Source organism: Mesorhizobium sp. M0923 (assembly GCF_040319365.1).
Taxonomy (GTDB): Bacteria; Pseudomonadota; Alphaproteobacteria; order Rhizobiales; family Rhizobiaceae; genus Mesorhizobium.
On the sequence record NZ_JAMYNW010000011.1, the window covers coordinates 119,375 to 138,474 of the forward strand.

Here is a 19,100-nt window from a genome sequence, read left to right on the forward strand (position 1 = left end):
GGCTATTTTTGTACCTAGAGCGCGTCGCATTGAACGGATCCTGCGACGCGCTTTAAGTTTCTTGTTTTATGCATGTCGTTGTCGCAAAATCGTTGCGAGGCGCAACCGCAACTTATTGTGCCTTCACCTGATAGGCGGAGAGGCTCATCCGAGATATCGCCAAAAGCGGCTTCTCAATAAAACTATAGCTGGCCAGGGAGACGGCAATGCAGGCGGTGACAATAACCATGCCTGCGAGCCATGGTGATACATTGGCGCTTGCAACGACAGGAGCGGTCGCAAGCAGCACGATAGGATGTGTCAGATAGAGAGAGTAGGAAGCATCACCCAACCTTGCCAGCACGCGAGGAGCAAGAAGCCGGAAGTAGCTTTCCAGGCTTATGCAAGCCGCGACAAGGATCAACGCCGGGATTCCCTGAGCAAGGGTTCGCGGCAAGTTGAAGCCAAGGCCCATCACCAGCATGGACACGATGGCGAACACGAGTGCCGAGACACCCAGGACGGCAGGCGAACGCGCCAGCCTGCCGACCAGGTGGCCGAGAGCCATGCCGGCAAGGAACTCAAACAGGATTGGCGTGGTATAGAAAAACAGCACAGTATCGGCGGCGGGTTTGAAGATGATGCGCGCCGCTACGGCGATTGCAAAGACAACGCCGACCATGGCCATTTGCGTCAAGGTGCCAAGACCCATAGTTGCCGCGAACAGAATGTAAAACAGGATTTCCAGATTGAGCGTCCAACCCACGCCAAGCACTGGTTGGACATAACCTGTAACAGTGTCGAGATAGGGAATGAAAAGCAGGCTATTGGTGAGCTGCTCAAGAGACACTGCACGACCGGCAAACAACCAAAGTGCGGCGACCATGACGAAGGTCATAACCCAATAGAACGGAACGACGCGCGTGAAGCGCTGCATCAAAAAAGCACGATGGTCGCGACGTCTGTTCTCCGTCGAGAGAACCATGACAAAACCGCTGATGACGAAAAACAGATCGACACCACTGTTTAGGATGGGAATACCCAGATCGAGCATGCCCAGTGCGGCCGGAAGATGATAGATAACAACCATGAGGGCTGCTAGCCCCCGCAGGATCTGTACCGATGTATACTGTTGAACCCGGCGCGGCGCAGCGTGATCATTCTCTGGAATGATGTTCATCGAAAAATGGTCCCCTGTGCGGGGAGCATTAACACACGGGGGTCGTTGATGTGCTGATTAATTGCTGGTTTAATTAATGCGTAAAGTTTTAGATAAGTTTTACTGACACCAGCACGCGGCTATACTTTAGACCCGCCCGACTTTGGCCTGCCTCTCTGTCAAAACCTGGCATCTCCCCAGTGAAGAGGAGATTGGCTGTTTCCCCGCGCTAACGGCTGGTCTCGAAGATAGCGACGGCTGCCGCTGTCAGCGCGGCGTTACCGGGTGCTACTGTTCCATCAGGAAGCTCCTTGCCGTCTTCCAGCCCGACGCGCGTCGACCAACGGCGTTCCGCCGCCCGGTGCACGAAAGGCCAGACCGTGGCGTCGGCACCGTGCAGCAGGATCGCCCGGCGCATCCCGGCGCCGTCGAGCACGGCGGCGATATCGTCACTGACCTCCAGCGCCGCGTCCAAGGGCTGCTCGGAGATTTCGAGCAGGATGCGCAGCACCCGTTTGCCATGGTCGAGGCTCACCAGGCGTTCGGCGTCGGCGACGGAGGCAAGCCCCGCCTCGATGCCGATGCCGCGCTGGCGCAGACTCTCCATGACGGCGGGCGCGGCGTCTTCGCTCAGATTGACCGAGGCATAGTCGGGCAGCTCGCTCCAAGCGGCGATCGCGGCCAGCGTCCGCTCGTCGTCATTCTCGATCCAGGCGCCGGTCGACACGCCGATCAGCGTTCCAGGGCAGGCGCGACGAAGCGCTAGCACAGTCTGGTCCATCGCCGCCGGAGCCAGGCTTTCGCGGCCGTCCAGCCCGCGCGCATGGACATGCAGCTCAGCCGCGCCGGTGGCGACGCAGGCGGCGCCGTCGCGCGCCATGGCCTCCGCGTCGAGCGGCAGGTTGGGGTGGAAATCGGCGCTGCGCGCGCCATTGATGCAGGTCTGGACAATCATGCTATGGGCAGTCCGGTTGCGGTTGCTGCCAGTCTAGCGCGGGCCAGTGAAAACCGGAATCGCGCTGGCGAAGGCTCCTGACATATGGACGTGGCACAGCCTGAATCAGTCTGGCAGAATGCACCTATATCGTGTTGTTCGGCTTAGTCTTCTTAGCAAACGAACATCCGTCGGGCAGAGTTACGGCGAAACACCCAACTCGCGTAATGCAGCGTTGGCGGCACGGTATTCGATAAAACTCTTTGGACAATGGCTGACGGTATGCCTGTAAAGCCATAGGGCGTGATCGCGTTGCCCTTTGAGCCGGCTGAGTTCTGCGTTGTAGAAACCGATCTCGCAAAACTTGCCGTGTTTCTTGGTTGGATCCGAGTCATCGGCGTCGTTCAATGTCGCGGTGGGCGTCTTTTCGCTAAGCAGCATTCGAACCACAGGCGCCGGCCACTTCGTCATGTCGAGCTTGGAAGCTGCCTTCCGCAAATGGCCCGCCGCACCGTTGCGTCGTTCAACAATATCCAGCCAGATGGCAAAATAGGCGTAGTCGGGCCTGAGCGCGGCCGCCTTTTCAAAGTCAGCCTGCGCCTTGGCCAGCGAGCCAGAATAGAAATAGAGAACACCCCTGTTTGAGTAGCTGTACGGATAATTCGGATCGAGCAGGATCGCTTGGTCGAAGTCAGCAATGGCTCGACCGTCGCCGGCCTTTTCCATCCAGGCAATGCCGCGGTTGTGGTAAATTCTTGCATTTTTCGGATCGAGACCAATCGCCCGGTCGTATTCGTCGATGGCCCGATCGTACTCACCTCGCTTGTTCCAGAGAAAGCCTCGGTTGCTGTAGGCGATGGCAAGTGTTGGGTCGATATCGATTGCGTGGCTGTAGTCCGCGAAGGCGCGAACATCGTTCTCCTTTGCCACCCAGGCCAAGCCCCGATTATTATACGCGAGGGCTTGTTTCGGGTCGAGCTTGATCACCTGGTCGTAGTCGGCGATGGCGGGATCATTGTCTCCCTTGCTAGCCCAGGCGATACCTCGATTGAAGTACGCTTTGGGGTCTTTCGGATCGAGGCTGATCGCCTTGTCGTAGTCGGCGATGGCGCGGTCATTGTCGCTCTTGCCTGACCAGGCCACCCCTCTGTTGTACCAAATGCTCTCATCGTTCGGATCGAGGCTGATCATTGGTTGTAGTCGGCGATAGCACCGTCAAAATCGCCGCCCGTCAGCCGGGCGTTGCCGCGCCGGTAGTAGGCATGTGCGTTTTTCGGATCGAGGCTGATCACCTTGTCATAGTCGGCCAGCGCGCGCTCCTCTTCGCCCCTGCCGGTCAACGCATCGGCTCGGCCATTCAGGGAACCGACGTCGTTCGGGTTGAGCCTGATGGCCCGGTCGAAGTCGGCTATCGCGCGGTCGTCGTCGCCTTTGCGTGACCAGATCAGCCCACGATTGTGGTAATTTCTGCCGTCTTCGGGATCGAGGCTGATTGCCCTGTCATAGTCGGCCAAAGCCCGGTCGTCCTCGCCCTTGAAGGTCCAGGCGACGCCGCGGTTGTAGTAGGCATCGCCATATTTCGGGTCCAGGCTGATCGCCTTGTCCAGATCGGCGATGCCCTTGTCGTAGTCGCCCTTGAAGACCCAGCTGATGCCCCGGTTGTAGTAGCCGCTGGCGACGGTCGGTGCGATGCCGATGAACGCGCTGTAGTCGGCGATCGCGCGGTCATAGTCGCCTCGTTCCGTCAGGGCATTGCCGCGCTTGAAATAGGCAATACCGCGGTTTTCGAGGGGCTCTGTCGCATCCTCGATCATGCGCGTGCAGGCGGCGATCCGCGTGCTGGCCTCGACCTTGTCGTCGCTGACGCAGTCGCTGCTGGCGGACAAGGCCGGGAGCGCCGAGACCAGCATCGCGACGAGGCAAACGAGGAATTGCCGGACTGCCCCGTCCCTTTGTCGAACCCGTCCGCTCAATTCGCCCCCCCATCGCGGCAAGCCCCGCTGCATTGTATTCAACGAAATCCCCGAGACAATCGCTAACGAGTTCACCCGGCAAGAAACGGGTGGTCCGCGCGCGCCGTTTCACCCATCTCAATGACAGAGAAGCCACAGGAGGCGAAGCCATGACCATCCATTCGATAGGCGCGAAAGCGGCGGTGAAATCGGCGGAGGTGCGCGTTGCCGGATATGACTGGCGGAAGCTGGCCGATGAGCTGAGCGGCTATGGCTGCGCGGTGATGGAAGAGCTGCTGACGCCGCAGGAGTGCCGGCAGATTGCCGGACTTTATCCGGACGAGAGCCATTTCCGCAGCCATGTCCACATGGCGCGGCATGGTTTCGGCAAGGGCGAGTACGGCTATTTCCGCTATCCCTTGCCCGATCTGATCGGCGGCTTGCGCACCGCGCTCTATCCGCGCCTGGCTGCGGTCGCCAACGACTGGAACGAGCGCATGGGTATCGCGCAGCGCTATCCCGACGAACACGCCGCGTTCCTCGAGCAATGCCACGAGCAGGGCCAGACGCGGCCGACGCCGCTCCTGCTGCAATATGTCCCCGGCGACTTCAACTGCCTGCACCAGGATCTCTACGGCGATCTTGCCTTCCCGCTGCAGGTGGCGATCCTGTTGTCCGAGCCCGGCAAGGATTTCACCGGCGGCGAATTCGTGCTGACCGAGCAGCGTCCGCGCATGCAGAGCCGCGCCGAGGTGGTGCCGCTGCGCCAGGGCGATGCAGTCGCCTTCGCGGTCCACAATCGTCCGGTCCAGGGCAGCAAGGGCAATTACCGCGTCAACCTCAGGCACGGCGTCAGCCGGCTACGCTCCGGCATGCGCCACACTGTCGGTATCATCTTCCACGACGCCAAGTAACCGAGCCTCTCGGCCCGGCGGCGATTACCTGGAAAAATCGCTGCGCACGATGCCGTGGCGCTGGAGCTTGTCGTAGAAGGTCTTGCGCGGAATCCCCAGCGCTTCGATCGTGCGCCTGACATCGCCCTCGTTGCGGCCAAGCGCCTCGCGGATGATGTCGGCCTCGTAGCGCTCCAGCCGCTCCGGCAGCTTCATGGCGGCGTTCGATTCAGTTGGGGCAGGGGGTTGTGCTTCGGCGCCTTCCTCCAATCCAAGCACGAACCGCTCGGCGAAATGCGCCAGTTCGCGCACATTGCCCGGCCAGTCATGGTCGCTCAGATGGCGATGTACCGTCGCCGGCACTGCCGGCACCGGACGATGGAAGCGGGCGGCGGCGCGCTCGGCGAAATAGAAGAACAGCAGGGCGACGTCGTCGCGGCGCTCGCGCAGCGGCGGAATGGAGATCGTCACCACGTTGAGCCGATAGTAGAGATCCTCGCGGAAGGCGCCGCGCTGGCGCGGATCGCCGAGATCGACCTTGGCGGCGGCGACGACGCGCAGATCCACCGGCCGCACCTCGTTGGTGCCGAGCGGAGTGACCTCGCGCATCTCCAAGACGCGCAGCATCTGCACCTGTGTCGAGACCGGCATGCTTTCGATCTCGTCGAGGAACAGCGTGCCGCCGCTGGCATGCTCGATGCGGCCGATCCGTTTCTTCTGCGCGCCGGTGAAGGCGCCGGCCTCATGGCCGAACAACTCGCTCTCGATGACGGTCTCCGGCAGCGTACCGCAATTCAGCGCGACGAAATTGCCCTTGGCGCGGCGGCTCCAGCGATGCAGAAGGCTTGCCACCACCTCCTTGCCGGAGCCGGTCTCGCCGGTCACCAGCACGTCGACATCGGTGTCGGCGATCTGGCGCAGTGTGCGGCGCAGCCTGTCCATCGCCGGTGTCTGGCCGATCAGCGGCAGGCCGTCCTGCGCCTCTCCGGCCGCCTCGCGCAAGGCGCGGTTCTCCATCACCAGGCGGCGCTTTTCCGCTGCGCGACGCACGCTCTGCACCAGCCGGTCGGCGGCGAAAGGCTTGGTGATGAAGTCGTAGGCGCCGTCCTTGATCGCCTTGACGGCCATGGCGATGTCGCCATGCCCGGTGACGAGGATGACGGGAATGTCGGCATCCAGCCGCAGGATGCGGTTGAAAAGCTGCAAGCCGTCGATCTGCGGCATGCGGATATCGGACACCACGACGCCGGCAAAATCGGCGTCGAGCCTGGCCAGCGCCTCGGCCGCCACCGCAGAGGCCGAGATCGAGAAGCCGGCAAGCTCCAGCGTCTGCGCGGTGGCCTTGAGGAGATCGCGATCGTCGTCGATCAAGATGACCGGCGCGGCATTGTCGTTCGTCATGATGGCTTACGCTGCTTTCATGAGATGGATGGAGAAGCGGGTGCCGCCGTCGTTGCTTGAAACCTCGATGCGGCCGCCATAATCGGCGACGATGTCCTTCGAGATGACGAGGCCAAGGCCGAGGCCTTTTTCCTTGGAGGTGTTGAACGGCGTGAACAGCGACTTGAGAATCCCGGGCGGAATGCCAGGTCCGTTATCGGACACGCCGACCGTCACGCCGTCCGCGGTCTCCTCGACCGATACCTGCACATAAGCGTCGTCGCGGCCGTCGAGTGCTTCGAGCGCGTTCTGGAAGAGGTTGATCAGCACCTGTTCGAGCCGGACCCGATTGCCCATGACTTTGAGGCTCGGCGGCGGCAGGTCGATGGCCAATGCGTCGAGCCGACCGGCAAAGCGGCTTCTCAACAGCATGACCGCGCCCTCGACAACACCACGTAATTCAACAGGCTCGGCGGCGGTGCGGCCCTTGCGGGCAAATGCCTTCAACTCCTCGGTGATTGAGCCGATGCGTTCGGTAAGTGCTGCAATGGCGCCGAGGTTTTCCTCGGCCGGCCCGGTCTGCTTGCGGTCGAGGAAGGTGCGGGCATTGTCGGCATAGGCGCGGATGGTGGCGACCGGCTGGTTGATCTCATGGGCGACACCGGCGGCGACCTGGCCGAGGATGGCGAGGCGGTTGGCCTGGACCAGATCCTGCTGCACGATTTGGAGCTTGGCTTCGGTGCTGCGGTGGCCTGCTATCTCGGCCTGCAGCCGGTCGCGGGCTTGGCTCAGATCCTCGGTGCGTTCGACGACGCGGCGTTCGAGTTCGGTGCGCGCCGCCTGTTCGGCGGCAATCCGCATCTGCGCCGACTGCCGCCGCCACAACAGATACGCGGCCAGGCCGAGCAGCGGGACGACGGCACCCAGTGCCAGAAGCCGCATTTCGCGGACGGCAGCGGCGATCGGCGCTTCGGCCGGGATCAGATAGTCGAGCTGCCATGGGGTCGAAGGGACCGGCGTGGAAAGGCTGAGATACTCCGCCTCACTGCCGCCGGGCGTCACCGCGTGGACGATCGACACATCCGGGCTGAGCGCCTGCCGGTGCATGATCGGCAGCGGAACCAGCGGCGCGTCGCCGAACTGTTGGCTGTCGCGGATCGCGGCTTGCTCAGGTCCGGCCAGCGGCGCGGTTGTCATGAAGCGCCAGGACGGCACGCTGGTGATCAGCACGACGCCGTTCTCGTCGCTGACATAGGCCGGGCGGTTGGCCTCGCGCCAGTCGGCTTCGAGCTGGTCGAACTCCATCTTGACGACGACGACGCCGAGCGGTGCGGCGGCATCGCCGACGCGTCGCGAAATGTAGAGGCCGGGACGCTTGCTGACATTGCCGAGCGCAAAGTACTCGGCGGTTCCGGCCTGCATTGCGCCGGAGAAATAATCGCGAAAACGGTAGTCATTGCCGACGAAGCTGATCGGCTCGCGCCAGTTGCTGGAGGCGATCGCCAGTCCGTCGGTGCCGACGACATAGAGCACCGACGCCTTGGTGCCGGAGACCAGCCCCTCGAGCTTGCGGTTCAGAACATCGATTGCCGCGGCATTTTTCTGCGACAGCGCGTCACGCACTTGCTGGTCCGCGGACAGAAGCAGCGGCAGGGCGCGCGGGCTTTCGAGCACGGCGCGCAGCAGCGCGACCTTCAGATTGGCGTCGGTACGCCCCTGCGCCGCCAGGGTCCCGACCTCGGCGGTGCGGCCGTAGAGGCCGGCACCGTAGAGCGCTGCCGTGACGATCAGCAGGGCGACGGCCGCAAACAGCAGCCAGGCTCGGCGCGCCCGCCTGGCGAGTTGCTCGGGCGTCGAAGACAAGGCACCGGCGGGGCGTTGCAGCATCGCCCATTTGTGCATGAACTCGCACAAAACACAATTCGACCTATGCGGAGATTCGCACTTGTCTGTGTGTCCAGCAGTGCGGACATTTGTGAATGCTCAACAAAATCAATGATGAAAGGCCCTTCTGCGTATCTGGCACGGCTGTTGCAAACACGAATTCAGCAGTCGCGAGGCTGCTGGTCAAAACAACTGCCCCGGGGAGTCGAGCTTTCGATCGGGGCGCCATGGAGGACGTCATGCAGACAGCAATCGCTGCCGCCGAGCCGCGCGGCAAACTTCCCTTATACCGGCATCTTTATGTGCAGGTGCTGGCGGCGATCGCCGCCGGTGTGCTGCTCGGCCACTTCTATCCGGAAACCGGCGAGGCGATGAAGCCGTTCGGCGATGCCTTCATCAAGCTGGTGAAGATGGTGATCGCGCCGGTGATCTTCCTGACGGTGGCGACCGGCATCGCCGGTGTTTCCGACCTGCAGAAGGTCGGCCGCGTCGCCGGCAAGGCGATGATCTATTTCCTGGTGTTCTCGACGCTGGCGCTTGTCGTCGGCCTGGTCGTCTCCAATGTCGTCCAGCCCGGCGCCGGCATGCACATCAATCCGGCCACGCTCGATACCACCAAGGTGACGGCCTATGCCGAGAAGGCGCACGACACAACCATCGTCGGCTTCCTGATGAACATCATCCCCGACACCATCACCGGCGCCTTCGCGCAGGGCGACATCCTGCAGGTGTTGTTCTTCTCGGTGCTGTTCGGTGTCGCCCTGGCACTGGTCGGCGATCGCGGCCGTCCGGTCGTCGATTTCCTGCAGGCACTGACCACGCCGATCTTCCGCCTCGTCGCCATCCTGATGAAGGCCGCACCGATCGGCGCCTTCGGCGCCATGGCCTTCACAATCGGCAAATACGGCATCGGCTCGATCGCCAACCTCGCCATGCTGATCGGCACATTCTACCTGACCGCGCTGCTGTTCGTGCTGGTGGTGCTCGGCGCGGTTGCCCGCTACAATGGCTTCTCGATCCTGGCGCTGATCCGCTACATCAAGGAAGAGCTGCTGCTGGTGCTCGGCACCTCGTCCTCGGAAGCGGCATTGCCGGGCCTCATGGCCAAGATGGAGCGCGCCGGCTGCAACCGCTCGGTGGTCGGCCTGGTCATCCCGACCGGCTATTCCTTCAATCTGGACGGCACCAACATCTACATGACGCTGGCGGCGCTGTTCATCGCGCAGGCGACCGACACGCCACTCACCTACGGCGACCAGATCCTGCTGCTCGCCGTCGCCATGCTGAGCTCCAAGGGTGCCGCCGGCATCACCGGCGCCGGCTTCATCACGCTGGCGGCAACGCTTTCGGTCGTCCCCACCGTGCCGGTCGCCGGCATGGCGCTGATCCTCGGCGTCGACCGCTTTATGTCGGAGTGCCGGGCGCTGACCAACTTCATCGGCAATGCGGTGGCGACAGTGGTGGTGGCACGCTGGGAGGGAGAACTCGACCAGACGAAGTTTGCCGCGGCCATGGCCGGCGACTTGCCCGAGGAAGTCGACCTGTCGCTGCCAGGGTTGCAGGCCGCCTGACTGTCTAGGCCACATGACTATAAGCCCCGGAGGCGGTTCGCCGGCTCCGGGGCAAAGCACCGGCGGTCGCGGCATGCCGCCTGAACGCAACCTGAAGTGGCCCTGTTTTCGACGCGGGGCTTGTTCCAGCCGCATTTGAAGGCCAGTATCCGCCATGCCTTCAGGGCACCCGTCCGCTTCGCTCCCGACCTGATCGCGAGGCGAGACATTTCCGTCGGGCTCGGTTGCGACATCACCTTGGCCGAACCGTCTGGGCTTTTGCTGCCGCCGACCCCTGACCATGGCAGCAGCCCTCGAAGGCAATGGCGGCCTCAGTACGAAGTCGCAAAGCGAAACGTGACCCGTCTCCTGATAGAAAGCGCAGGCTTTCTCCCAGGGAACTCGTTGCGCGCCAAGAGGGCGCTTGAAGAGGGGGGCAGGCCCATGAGCGGGCCTTTGCCGAACCAAAGCAAGATGCGAGGTCAAACGCGATGCAGACTGTCCCGAGAATTCCGGTATCCATCATCATCCCGAACTACAACTACGCGCGGTTCCTCAAACGCAGCATCGACAGCGCCCTCGAGCAGGACTACGCGGATGTCGAAGTCATCGTCGTCGACGATGCATCGCAGGACAATTCCACGACAATCATGGAATCGTATCGCGACGAGATCCTCGCATGTCCGCGAGCGCAAAATGGCGGACACGCCGCGGCATTCAACACTGGCTTTGCAGCGAGCTCGGGCAAGATCGTCCTGTTCCTCGACGCCGACGATTATCTTTATCCGACCGCCGTCTCCACCATCGTCGACACCTGGGACGAGGCAACCGCCCAGGTCCAGTCCAGACTGCATATCGTCGACGAAGGGCAACGCATCAAGGATGTCTTTCCGCCGCCCGAACTGCCTTTCGACAGCGGCGATGTCATGCCGAAACTCCTGCACAAGGGCCGCTACCAGACCACCGTGACCAGCGGGCTGGCCTTTGACCGCGCAACGCTGGAGTCGATCATGCCCATACCGGAGCCGGAGTTCCGCCAGGGCGCTGACGGCTATCTTGCCACGCTGGCGCCGATGTACGGGCACGTCCAATCCATCGACGAATGCCTCGGCGCCTACCGGATCCACGGCGCCAACCATTCGGTCTTCGGCGAAAAGCTCGCCGAGCGGGCACGCTGGCGGGTAACCCACGATTTCCGCCGCATGCAGGCACTGTCGGACCAGGCCTCCGGGATCGGCCTGACCATCGTGCCGTCGGATGCCGTCCGCCACGATCCGGTCCACCTGGAAGAGCGGCTGGCGTCGCTCTGCGCCGACAGAGACCGACACCCCGTGGCCGACGATTCCCGGCTGGCGCTCGGGGCGGCCGGCGCCGTCGCCAGCCTCGAAATGACCGCATCCCTGCGGCGGCGCGCAATCCTTGCCGCCTGGTTCCTGTCGGTCGGGGTGTTGCCGCGGAAAATGGCAACGGCGGTGCTGTCGTGGAAGCTTGATGCGTCGTCGAGGCCGGCATTTTTGAGCCGCCTGTCGAAGAGAATCCGCCACGCCATGGGATAGCGGATGATGCCGTGACATGGGTCCGCCAGGTATTCGGTTGGCCCGGCCCAGCGTCCAGCGGGCGTAGTTATTGCCTCCGATGGGCTCGGACCATTCTGTAAATCATTTGCTTACACCTGCTTGACCCGAGTAAGCAATATGCTTACATGTTGCATGATCAAGTCGTTCAAGCACAAGGCGCTGGCGGACCTCTTTCAAACCGGAAAGACCGGAAAGATCGACGCCAAGATGCATAAGCGCATCCTTGTCCGGCTTGACCGCTTGGAAGTCTCGGAAAGGCCTGATGACATGGACCTGCCCGGCTTCGACTTCCACGCTTTGAAGGGCTTTAACCCGACCCGCTACACAGTGCATGTCAACGGGCCGTGGTGCATCACATTCGAATTCGACGCCAATGATGCTGCCCGCGTCGATTTCGAACAGTACCATTGAGACGGCTTAGATTGGAGAAATCGATTATGAGCGTGTATGAGCCGATGCGTCCGATGGAGCGCTGCCCATCCCACCCTGGGGCGCTGCTCGACGACATTATCCCGGCAACCGGAAAGACCAAGGTGGAAATCGCCAATCTGCTCGGAATCTCGCGCCAGCAGCTTTACGACATCATCCGCGAAAAGAAGCCGGTGTCGCCGGCTGTCGCGGCGCGTCTTGGAAAGATGTTCGGCGACGGCGCCGCGATCTGGCTCAGGATGCAGGCCGCTTACGATGCGTGGCACGCGGAGCGCGAGGTTGACGTCAGTGCCATTCCAAGGCTGCATGCTGCCTGAGATGCAATAGATCGGCCGAACCACCGAGGCTCACAAATCGATCACGGTCCCGCCTGCCTGGACCGGTCCTGCGGTTCAACGGCTCGCTCGACCAGGACATGCGCTTCCCGCGCGGCCTCGATGAACGCGTCCCTGGCGGCTTCGGTCCAGCGGTCGTCGCTCATAGCGCGGCGGCATGTGCGCCGTGCCAAGCCGTGTTTGGCGCTGCCAGCGTCGCGCCAGTGGGCTTCCAGCAATTCGACAGCCTGCCGTGCGTTGGAAATGTTGCGGATATCTCCCACGATGCCGACCGCAACCGCAACCGGCTTGGAAAACCATCCTTGATTCATGGCGAAGCCTTCGACGTGTTGAACTACCTATAACGAAAATCGTGGCGCAAGGTTTCATTCGCGCCAGTCACCGCGGCAGTGAGGCGGCCCTCACTGCGCCGCGCGCAGCCTGACCACGACGCTGCGCGCCACAAGCACCAGCACCGTGATGACGATCAGGATCACCGAGAGTGCGGCGATCGCCGGGTCGATGTTGTCGCGCAGGCCCATCCACATCAAGCGCGGCAGCGTGATGGCGTTGACCGAGGTGATGAACAGGGTGACGCCGATCTCTTCCCAGGACAGCACGAAGGACAACAACGCCGCGGTGACGATGCCGAACTTGATGTTGGGCATGATGATGCGGGTGGCGCGCTCCCACACGGTGGCGCCGAGGCCGCGCGCGGCAAGATCGATGCGGCGGTCGAGCTGGCTGAGCGACACCAGGATCAGCACCGTGGCGAAGGGCACCGTCATCACCGCATGCGCCATGGCGACACCCAGCCAGGTGTCATAGCCGAAGAACGACGAGAAACCCGAGATCGAGGTCAGCAGGAAATAGAGCGTGATTGCCGAGACCACCGGCGGTACCACCATCGGCAGCAGCACGAAGCCGACCAATGCTGCGGTGAAGCGCGGCTGGAACATCCAGACGCCGAGGCCGAAGCACAGCGCGAGCACGGTGGAAAAGGCGCTGCTGACGACGCCGATCCTGATCGAGAGCAGGATCGAGTTGATCCAGCGCGGATCCTCGATCAACGCCCGGTAATGGCGCAGCGACAATTCGCCCGACGGCATCGCCAGCATGCGGCTCGGCGTCAGCGACACCGGAATGACGGCGAGCAGCGGCAACAGCAGAAACAGCGCGACCAGGGCGGCGAGGACCAGCGAGACGGGACCGGGGCGATAGGTCGGCATCGCGCTACACCAACTGCTTTGGTCTGATATAGCGGAACAGCAGCGCCATCAGCGCGCCGACGAACAGCACCAGCACCACGCTGATCGCAGCGCCCAGGCCCCAGTCCGGGCTCTGGAAGATACGGAGGTAGATCAACTCGGCGATCATCACGCTGCGGCCGCCGCCGAGGATCGCCGGCGTCACGAAGAAGCCGAGCGAAAAGACGAAGACGATCAGCGCCGAGCCGATGATGCCGGAGCGGGTCATCGGCACGAACACCGACCAGAAGGTGCGCATGCGGCTGGAGCCGAGGCCGCGCGCCGCCAGCAGCACGCGGTCGTCGAGACTGCGCATCGAAGAGGCCAGCGGAAACACGGCGAAGGGGATGAGGAAATGCGTCATGCCGACGATGACGCCGAACTCGTTGCGCACCAGCGCCAGCGGCTCCGAGATGAAGCCGACCGCCTGCAGCCAGGTGTTGATCAGGCCGCGATTGGACAAAAGCGCCACCCAGCCGAAGGCGCGGGTCAGCACCGAGATCCAGAACGGCACCAGGATGCAGAATTCGGCCACGACGCGCTGCACCGGCGTGCCGCGCACCCAGACGACGGTGATGGCGTAGGCGGCGGCAACCGAAACGATCGTCACGATCGCGGCGATGCGCAGCGTGCGGATGAAGACCGACTGCACCAACTGATCCGTGAGCAGTGCATTGTACTGCCCCAGCCCCGGCGTGGGCAGCGTAAAACTCCATTTGACCACGCCAAGGAATGGCCAGGCGTAGGCCAGCACAAGAAAGAGGAGCAGCGGCGCCATCAACAGCGCCGCGCCCATCCTGTCGGAGAGGTATGCTCTCATCCGGTTATCCCGGCTTGTCAGGCGGAGATGATCTTCGTGTATTCGTCGAGTGCTGCCCCATAGTTCTTGGCGTACCAATCCATGTCGAGCGGGATCTGCTTTTTCATGTTCTCGGGATCGACCGGGTTGATGCGCTTCTTGTCGGCGGGGATCAGCGCATCGGTGGCCGGATTGGCCGGACCCTGGCCGAGCTTGTCGAACATGATGAGTTCCTTCTCCGGGTCCTGGGTGCTGGCGATGAACTTCATCGCCGCGTCCTTGCCGCCGGGATTGCCCTTGAGCACGGCGAGCGCGCCGGGCGAGATCAGGCCCTGGTCCCAGATGAACTTGATCTTGCCGCCGGAATCCTGCTCGATGAGCGAAGCCCGGGTCGACCAGACGATCGCCATCGAGGCCTCGCCATTGAGCAGCACGCTCTGGCTTTCGGCGCCGCCACCCCAATAGGCGACGACGTTTTCCTTGAAGGCAGCGATCTTGTCATGCGCGCGCTTGAGGTCGAGCGGATAGAGCGAGGCCGGCGCGATGCCGTCGGCAAGCAGGACCGCTTCCCAGCTCGACACGCCCCATTTGTAGAGCGAGCGCTTGCCGGGGAATTTTGCCACGTCGAAGAAGTCGGCCATGCCGGTCGGTGCCTGGCTGCCGTATTTCTCGGCATCGTAGGCGATGACGTAGGAGAAGAAATAGGTCGAGGCGGCGTGTTCCCAACCGAACCCCTCGCGCATCTTCTTCTTGTCGACGATCGTATAGTCGATCGGCTCGAGCATGCCCTGCGCGCCGAGCGTGATGGCCGAGAACGGATCGACGTCGACCAGGTCCCAGGTCGGGGCGCCGCTCTTGAACTGCGCCGCGATTGCGCCTTCGGTCGGGCCGGAGCCATCCATCTTAACGACGATGCCGGTCTCCTTGGTGAAGGCCTGGCCGTAAGCCGCGTCATAGGCGGTGATGGCGTCGCCGCCCCAGTTGACCAGCACCAGTTCCTTCGCCGCGGCAAAGGCGCCGGTCGAGCGCAGCAGCATCGGCGTGCCGGCCAGCACCAGCGCGGCCAGCTGCGTGAACTGCCGGCGCGAGATCTCTCCGCGCACGGCCCTGGCGGACAGCGCCTCGATGGAATGTTTCTTGGTTTGGTTTGTCATGTCAGTTCCCCTTTTTTGTCGTTGGTATTTCCTGAAAGTCAGCTTGGCGAATTCGCCACGCCGATCGTCATTGTCCTCCATCCGGAAGGAGGAAACCTTTCTCCGCCGGCCAGGTCAGCCAGACGGAATTGCCTTGGCTGAGCGCGGAAGCGGCAACCTCGTTCGGCACCGAGACCGTCATCTTGGCGCCTTGGCGCGTCGTCAGATCGAGCCGCGTTGCAGCGCCGAGATAGGTCGAGGCGACGGCAGTCGCGGCAATGCCGTTCTCGCCTGCGGCGGCTTCGCGGGCGATCGACATGTATTCGGGCCGGATCGCCAGGATGGCGTCGCCCCGGACCTTCTCGGCCTTGCAGCGCATGCTGATCGCGCGGTCTTCGCAGAGGCCCGTCGAGCCATTGTCGGCCGGGCGCACGCCCTTCAGCGGCAGCATGTTGATCTCGCCCAGGAACTCGGCGACGAAGCGGTTGTCCGGCCGATCATAGACCTCGTCCGGCGCGCCGACCTGCAGCAGTTTGCCATGGTTGAAGATGGCGACGCGAGACGACAACGCCAGCGCCTCGCTCTGATCATGGGTGACGAAGACGAAGGTGGTGCCGGTCTCCTGGTGCAACCGCTTCATCTCGGCCTGCATCTGGCCGCGCAGGCCCTTGTCGAGTGCCGAAAACGGCTCATCGAGCAAAAGTACGCCCGGCTCGAACACCAGCGCCCGCGCCAACGCCACGCGCTGCTGCTGGCCGCCGGACAATTGCGACGGCAGTTTCTTCTCGTGGCCCTTGAGCCCGACGCGCTCGATCATTTCGCCGACGCGGCGTTTGATCTCGGCCGCCGGTTTCTTGCGCACCTTGAGCGGGAAGGCGATGTTGGCCTCGACGCTCATATGCGGGAACAATGCGTAGCCCTGGAAAACCATGCCGGCGGCACGCTGCTCGGCCGGCCGCTCGGTGATGTCGACGCCGTCGCTGTAAAGGCGGCCGTCGGTCGGCTGAATGAAGCCGGCAAGGATCATCAGGAAGGTGGTCTTGCCGGAACCGGAGGGGCCGAGCAGGGTGAGGAACTCGCCACGGCCGATATCGAGCGTCAGATCATCCAGCGCACGGAACGAGCCGAAGCTCTTGCCGATCCCGATTGCCTTGATCTCTGCGGCCCGGCCGGGTTGCTGCATCCTGCCCTTTCCTTAGCGTAGGCGAAATCGTAGGCAGGGCGGCGGCTCACCGCAACCGAATAGTTTTCGCCTGATCGGCAAATTTGATTCATCTATGCGCCAATCTCCTCCTCAAGGGGGAGATTAGCGCTCCTTGTTCTCCGACAGCTTCGACCTCAGCCATCGCCCAAACGCCTCCAGCACCGGATGCGCTGCCTTGGCGTGCTCGGAAACCAGAAAATACGAGCGCGGCGAATTGATCGCGATGTCGAAGGGACGCACCAGCCGGCCTTCGCTCAGCGCCCGCCGGCTGGTCAGTTCGTCGCCCATGGCGATGCCCTGGCCGGCGATCGCCGCCGAAAAGACCAGGTTCATGTCGGAAAAGAAGATGCCGCCTTCCGGGTCGGGGTTCTCGACCTTGGACAGCGCCAGCCAGCGCGCCCAGTCCTCGGTATCGCCGAGATGCAGGAGATTAGCGCGCAGCACGTCTGCCGGCTTGGAGAAGCCGCCGATCTTGTTGAGCAGGGTGGGGCTACACAGCGGCGTGAAGGAGATTTCGCACAGCATCTCGACCGCGCGATTCGGCCAGTTGCCGACGCCGAAGGCGATGAAGGCGTCGGCCTCGGCATTGCTGACGTCATCGAGACGGCGCGGCGTCAGGATGCGCAGTGCGACATCGGGGTACATCTGCCGGAACTCGCCGATATGGGTGCACAGGAACAGTGAGGCGAAACCCGGCGTACAACTTACACTGAACGAGCCGCCGATGCCGGTGCCGGCATGGCGTGTCACCGCGTCGCCCAGCACCGTCAGCGCCTTGCGCACGTCGCTGGCATAGCGTTGGCCGCGTGGCGTCAGCGCCACGCCCTTCCCGATGCGCTTGAGCAGGTCGAAGCCGAGATCGCGTTCGAGCAGGCGCAATTGATGACTGACCGCACTGCGGGTCAGATGCAGTTCGTCGGCGGCGCGCCAGACGCTGCCGTGGCGGGCAAAACTGTCGAGGGCGCGCAGCGCCTGCGTCGAGGGAATTCTCAAGAGGTGAACCGAATTTGCACGAGCCGGGAAAACATATCACTTTTTGGCGAGGCGCTTCACTGCTTTCTTTCCGCCATGGAGAAACCGGTGACCTCGGCGCAAGCGACCGCGCTTGCCTGTCTGGACGACATCCAGCCGTCGCTGTCGGCGTGGACGCGGACCATCTTCGACTTCGGCGAGACCGCCTGGCGCGAATACCAGTCGGCCGCCTGGTATGTCGAGCGCCTGAAGCACGAAGGCTTTACCGTTGAAGAGGGCTCAGGCGGCATGCCGACCGCCTTCTGCGCCCACTGGACCAACGGGACCGGCCCGACGATCGGCCTATATGCCGAGTACGACGCGGTGCCTGGCAATTGCCAGGATGCGGCGACGGTGAAGCGACCGCGTCCGGGCCTCGGCGAACAGGCCGGCGGCCACACCGATCCGCATTCCGGGCTCGGCATTGCCAGCCTCGGCGGGCTGCTGGCGACCAAGGCGGCGATGCAGCGCCACGGCATATCGGGCACGCTGCGCTTCACCGGAGAGCCGGCGGAGAAGGTGAGGGGATCGAAGCCGATCCATGCCGCGAAGGGCTATTATGATGGGCTGGCGGGCATGATCTCCTTCCATCCTTTTTACATGCTGCCGCTGTGCAACACGGCGCGCTGGGACACGCATTGCGGTGCGGCCTATGCGATGATCTACCGCTTCATCTGCGACGAGCCGGAACATTGGACGAGGGCGGCAGGCAACGCGGCGCCGATCCCGCAGGCGCATTCGGCGGTCCGGGCGCCGGGCGCCAACGACGCGCTCATGATGATGTACATGGCCTCCAAGGCGCTACGCGATTCCATGCTGCCACATCAGGGCGGCTGGTCGATCAGCGAGGCGATCCTGACGGCGGGGCAGGCGACCGCCGACAATTTGCCGGCGGGGCTGGCCGAGATCCAGTACATGATCCGCGTGCCGACGCTGGCGATGGCCGACCAGGTCACCGCCATGCTCGACCGCAATGCCGATGCCGCCGCCAAAATGAGCGGCTGCCGCCATGAGCGGCACTGGGTGTCGAAGTCGCGGCCGGGGCTCGCCAACCACGCAATGGCTGATATTGCCTATGAGGCGCTGACGGCGGTCGCGCCGCCGCGCTGGGACGAGACGGCCAAGGCGATCGCCCGCGAAATCCAGATCAATGCCGGCGGGGTGGCGAGCGAGGAACCATTCATCGACGAATTGGAGCGGCTGATTGCACCACAGGCGGCCGAGGCGATCCTGCGCCGCGACCTGGCGCCGTCGCAGGTGAATTCGACGTCCGACGACTACACCGACATGTCATGGCATACGCCGACGGCGCGGTTCTATGTCGCTCGCCCGGCATTGCGCTCGGAGAACGGTCACGCCTTTCCGTCCTGGGCGATGAATGCGCTGGGCGGCATTTCTGCCACCATCGACCCGATGGTCATCTGCGCCGCAAAGACGGTCGCGCTGGCAGCACTTCGCCTGTTGGAAGACGAGGCCGCGCGCGACGCGGCGATGGACGAATTCGTCGCCCGCACCGGTGGCGGCATCGGCGGCTCGAACTGGATCGCGCCGCTCTGCGACTACGAGCCGCCAATTGGATTTCGCTGGCCGGAATACATCACCACCCCGCGCGGACGGGACTGGTGGATACCGAGCAACCAAGCCGCATGACTCAA

Annotated in this window: 18 protein-coding genes; 6 read left to right on the plus strand and 12 right to left on the minus strand. The window is 63.3% G+C overall.

The genetic code is table 11. The annotated features are described in order from the left end of the window. Positions 1 to 112: 112 nt before the first annotated feature. The 4 genes from NKH89_RS19825 to NKH89_RS19840 form a co-directional block, all read right to left on the minus strand. Positions 113 to 1,159: an acyltransferase family protein gene (locus NKH89_RS19825; protein WP_352494439.1), complete on the minus strand. Its 1,047-nt coding sequence runs from the start codon at positions 1,157 to 1,159 to the stop codon at positions 113 to 115. A 208-nt stretch (positions 1,160 to 1,367) separates the two neighbouring features. Beyond that, on the minus strand, positions 1,368 to 2,093 hold the full coding sequence (locus NKH89_RS19830) for a 3-keto-5-aminohexanoate cleavage protein (RefSeq protein ID WP_023720602.1): 726 nt from the start codon (positions 2,091 to 2,093) through the stop codon (positions 1,368 to 1,370). Positions 2,094 to 2,273: 180 nt separating this feature from the next. Continuing rightward, positions 2,274 to 3,263 carry a tetratricopeptide repeat protein gene (locus NKH89_RS19835; RefSeq protein ID WP_352909616.1) on the minus strand — a complete coding sequence of 330 codons (990 nt, stop codon included), beginning with the start codon at positions 3,261 to 3,263 and terminating at the stop codon, positions 2,274 to 2,276. Next, positions 3,260 to 4,045 (minus strand): tetratricopeptide repeat protein, encoded by a 786-nt coding sequence (locus NKH89_RS19840; RefSeq protein WP_352909617.1) that lies wholly within the window; start codon positions 4,043 to 4,045, stop codon positions 3,260 to 3,262. Before NKH89_RS19840 ends, NKH89_RS19835 begins: the two co-directional genes overlap by 4 nt. Positions 4,046 to 4,194: 149 nt before the next feature. Between NKH89_RS19840 and NKH89_RS19845 the strand changes: the two genes are divergently transcribed. Further along, positions 4,195 to 4,938 (plus strand): 2OG-Fe(II) oxygenase, encoded by a 744-nt coding sequence (locus tag NKH89_RS19845; RefSeq protein WP_352549784.1) that lies wholly within the window; start codon positions 4,195 to 4,197, stop codon positions 4,936 to 4,938. A 24-nt stretch (positions 4,939 to 4,962) separates the two neighbouring features. On the opposite strand, the gene NKH89_RS19850 is transcribed toward NKH89_RS19845, so the two are convergent. Continuing rightward, positions 4,963 to 6,318, minus strand: coding sequence for a sigma-54-dependent transcriptional regulator (locus NKH89_RS19850; RefSeq protein ID WP_023720598.1), 1,356 nt, complete (start codon positions 6,316 to 6,318; stop codon positions 4,963 to 4,965). Positions 6,319 to 6,324: 6 nt separating this feature from the next. Beyond that, entirely contained in the window at positions 6,325 to 8,184 is a 1,860-nt protein-coding gene (locus NKH89_RS19855) for a sensor histidine kinase (RefSeq protein ID WP_352788136.1), read from the minus strand. Between the two features lie 236 nt (positions 8,185 to 8,420). Here NKH89_RS19855 and NKH89_RS19860 point away from each other — a divergent pair, with 236 nt between their 5' ends. The 4 genes from NKH89_RS19860 to NKH89_RS19875 all read left to right on the plus strand — a co-directional run bounded on the left by NKH89_RS19860 (position 8,421) and on the right by NKH89_RS19875 (position 12,054). Then, positions 8,421 to 9,752 (plus strand): dicarboxylate/amino acid:cation symporter, encoded by a 1,332-nt coding sequence (locus NKH89_RS19860; protein ID WP_292659748.1) that lies wholly within the window; start codon positions 8,421 to 8,423, stop codon positions 9,750 to 9,752. 470 nt (positions 9,753 to 10,222) lie between these two features. Next, on the plus strand, positions 10,223 to 11,287 hold the full coding sequence (locus NKH89_RS19865) for a glycosyltransferase family 2 protein (protein WP_352494435.1): 1,065 nt from the start codon (positions 10,223 to 10,225) through the stop codon (positions 11,285 to 11,287). A 153-nt stretch (positions 11,288 to 11,440) separates the two neighbouring features. Then, a complete protein-coding gene (locus NKH89_RS19870; RefSeq protein WP_352489936.1) occupies positions 11,441 to 11,719 on the plus strand; it encodes a type II toxin-antitoxin system RelE/ParE family toxin in 279 nt (92 codons plus the stop codon). Between the two features lie 26 nt (positions 11,720 to 11,745). Continuing rightward, a complete protein-coding gene (locus tag NKH89_RS19875; RefSeq protein ID WP_352455430.1) occupies positions 11,746 to 12,054 on the plus strand; it encodes a HigA family addiction module antitoxin in 309 nt (102 codons plus the stop codon). Between the two features lie 41 nt (positions 12,055 to 12,095). Here the strand turns inward: NKH89_RS19875 and NKH89_RS19880 are convergent, their stop codons facing one another. From NKH89_RS19880 to NKH89_RS19905, 6 genes are all read right to left on the minus strand, one after another. Continuing rightward, on the minus strand, positions 12,096 to 12,383 hold the full coding sequence (locus NKH89_RS19880) for a DUF982 domain-containing protein (protein ID WP_352481695.1): 288 nt from the start codon (positions 12,381 to 12,383) through the stop codon (positions 12,096 to 12,098). Between the two features lie 90 nt (positions 12,384 to 12,473). Beyond that, a complete protein-coding gene (locus NKH89_RS19885) occupies positions 12,474 to 13,280 on the minus strand; it encodes an ABC transporter permease (protein ID WP_023720592.1) in 807 nt (268 codons plus the stop codon). 4 nt (positions 13,281 to 13,284) lie between these two features. Continuing rightward, a complete protein-coding gene (locus NKH89_RS19890) occupies positions 13,285 to 14,118 on the minus strand; it encodes an ABC transporter permease (protein WP_031194462.1) in 834 nt (277 codons plus the stop codon). Positions 14,119 to 14,135: 17 nt separating this feature from the next. Further along, positions 14,136 to 15,251, minus strand: a complete 1,116-nt coding sequence (locus tag NKH89_RS19895; RefSeq protein WP_352494434.1) for an ABC transporter substrate-binding protein — start codon at positions 15,249 to 15,251, stop codon at positions 14,136 to 14,138. 67 nt (positions 15,252 to 15,318) lie between these two features. After that, on the minus strand, positions 15,319 to 16,413 hold the full coding sequence (locus NKH89_RS19900; protein ID WP_352494433.1) for an ABC transporter ATP-binding protein: 1,095 nt from the start codon (positions 16,411 to 16,413) through the stop codon (positions 15,319 to 15,321). Positions 16,414 to 16,536: 123 nt separating this feature from the next. Next, positions 16,537 to 17,427, minus strand: coding sequence for a LysR substrate-binding domain-containing protein (locus tag NKH89_RS19905; RefSeq protein WP_352494432.1), 891 nt, complete (start codon positions 17,425 to 17,427; stop codon positions 16,537 to 16,539). 75 nt (positions 17,428 to 17,502) lie between these two features. Here NKH89_RS19905 and NKH89_RS19910 point away from each other — a divergent pair, with 75 nt between their 5' ends. Next, positions 17,503 to 19,095, plus strand: coding sequence for a zinc-binding metallopeptidase family protein (locus NKH89_RS19910; RefSeq protein WP_352909666.1), 1,593 nt, complete (start codon positions 17,503 to 17,505; stop codon positions 19,093 to 19,095). The last annotated feature ends 5 nt before the right edge of the window (positions 19,096 to 19,100 follow it).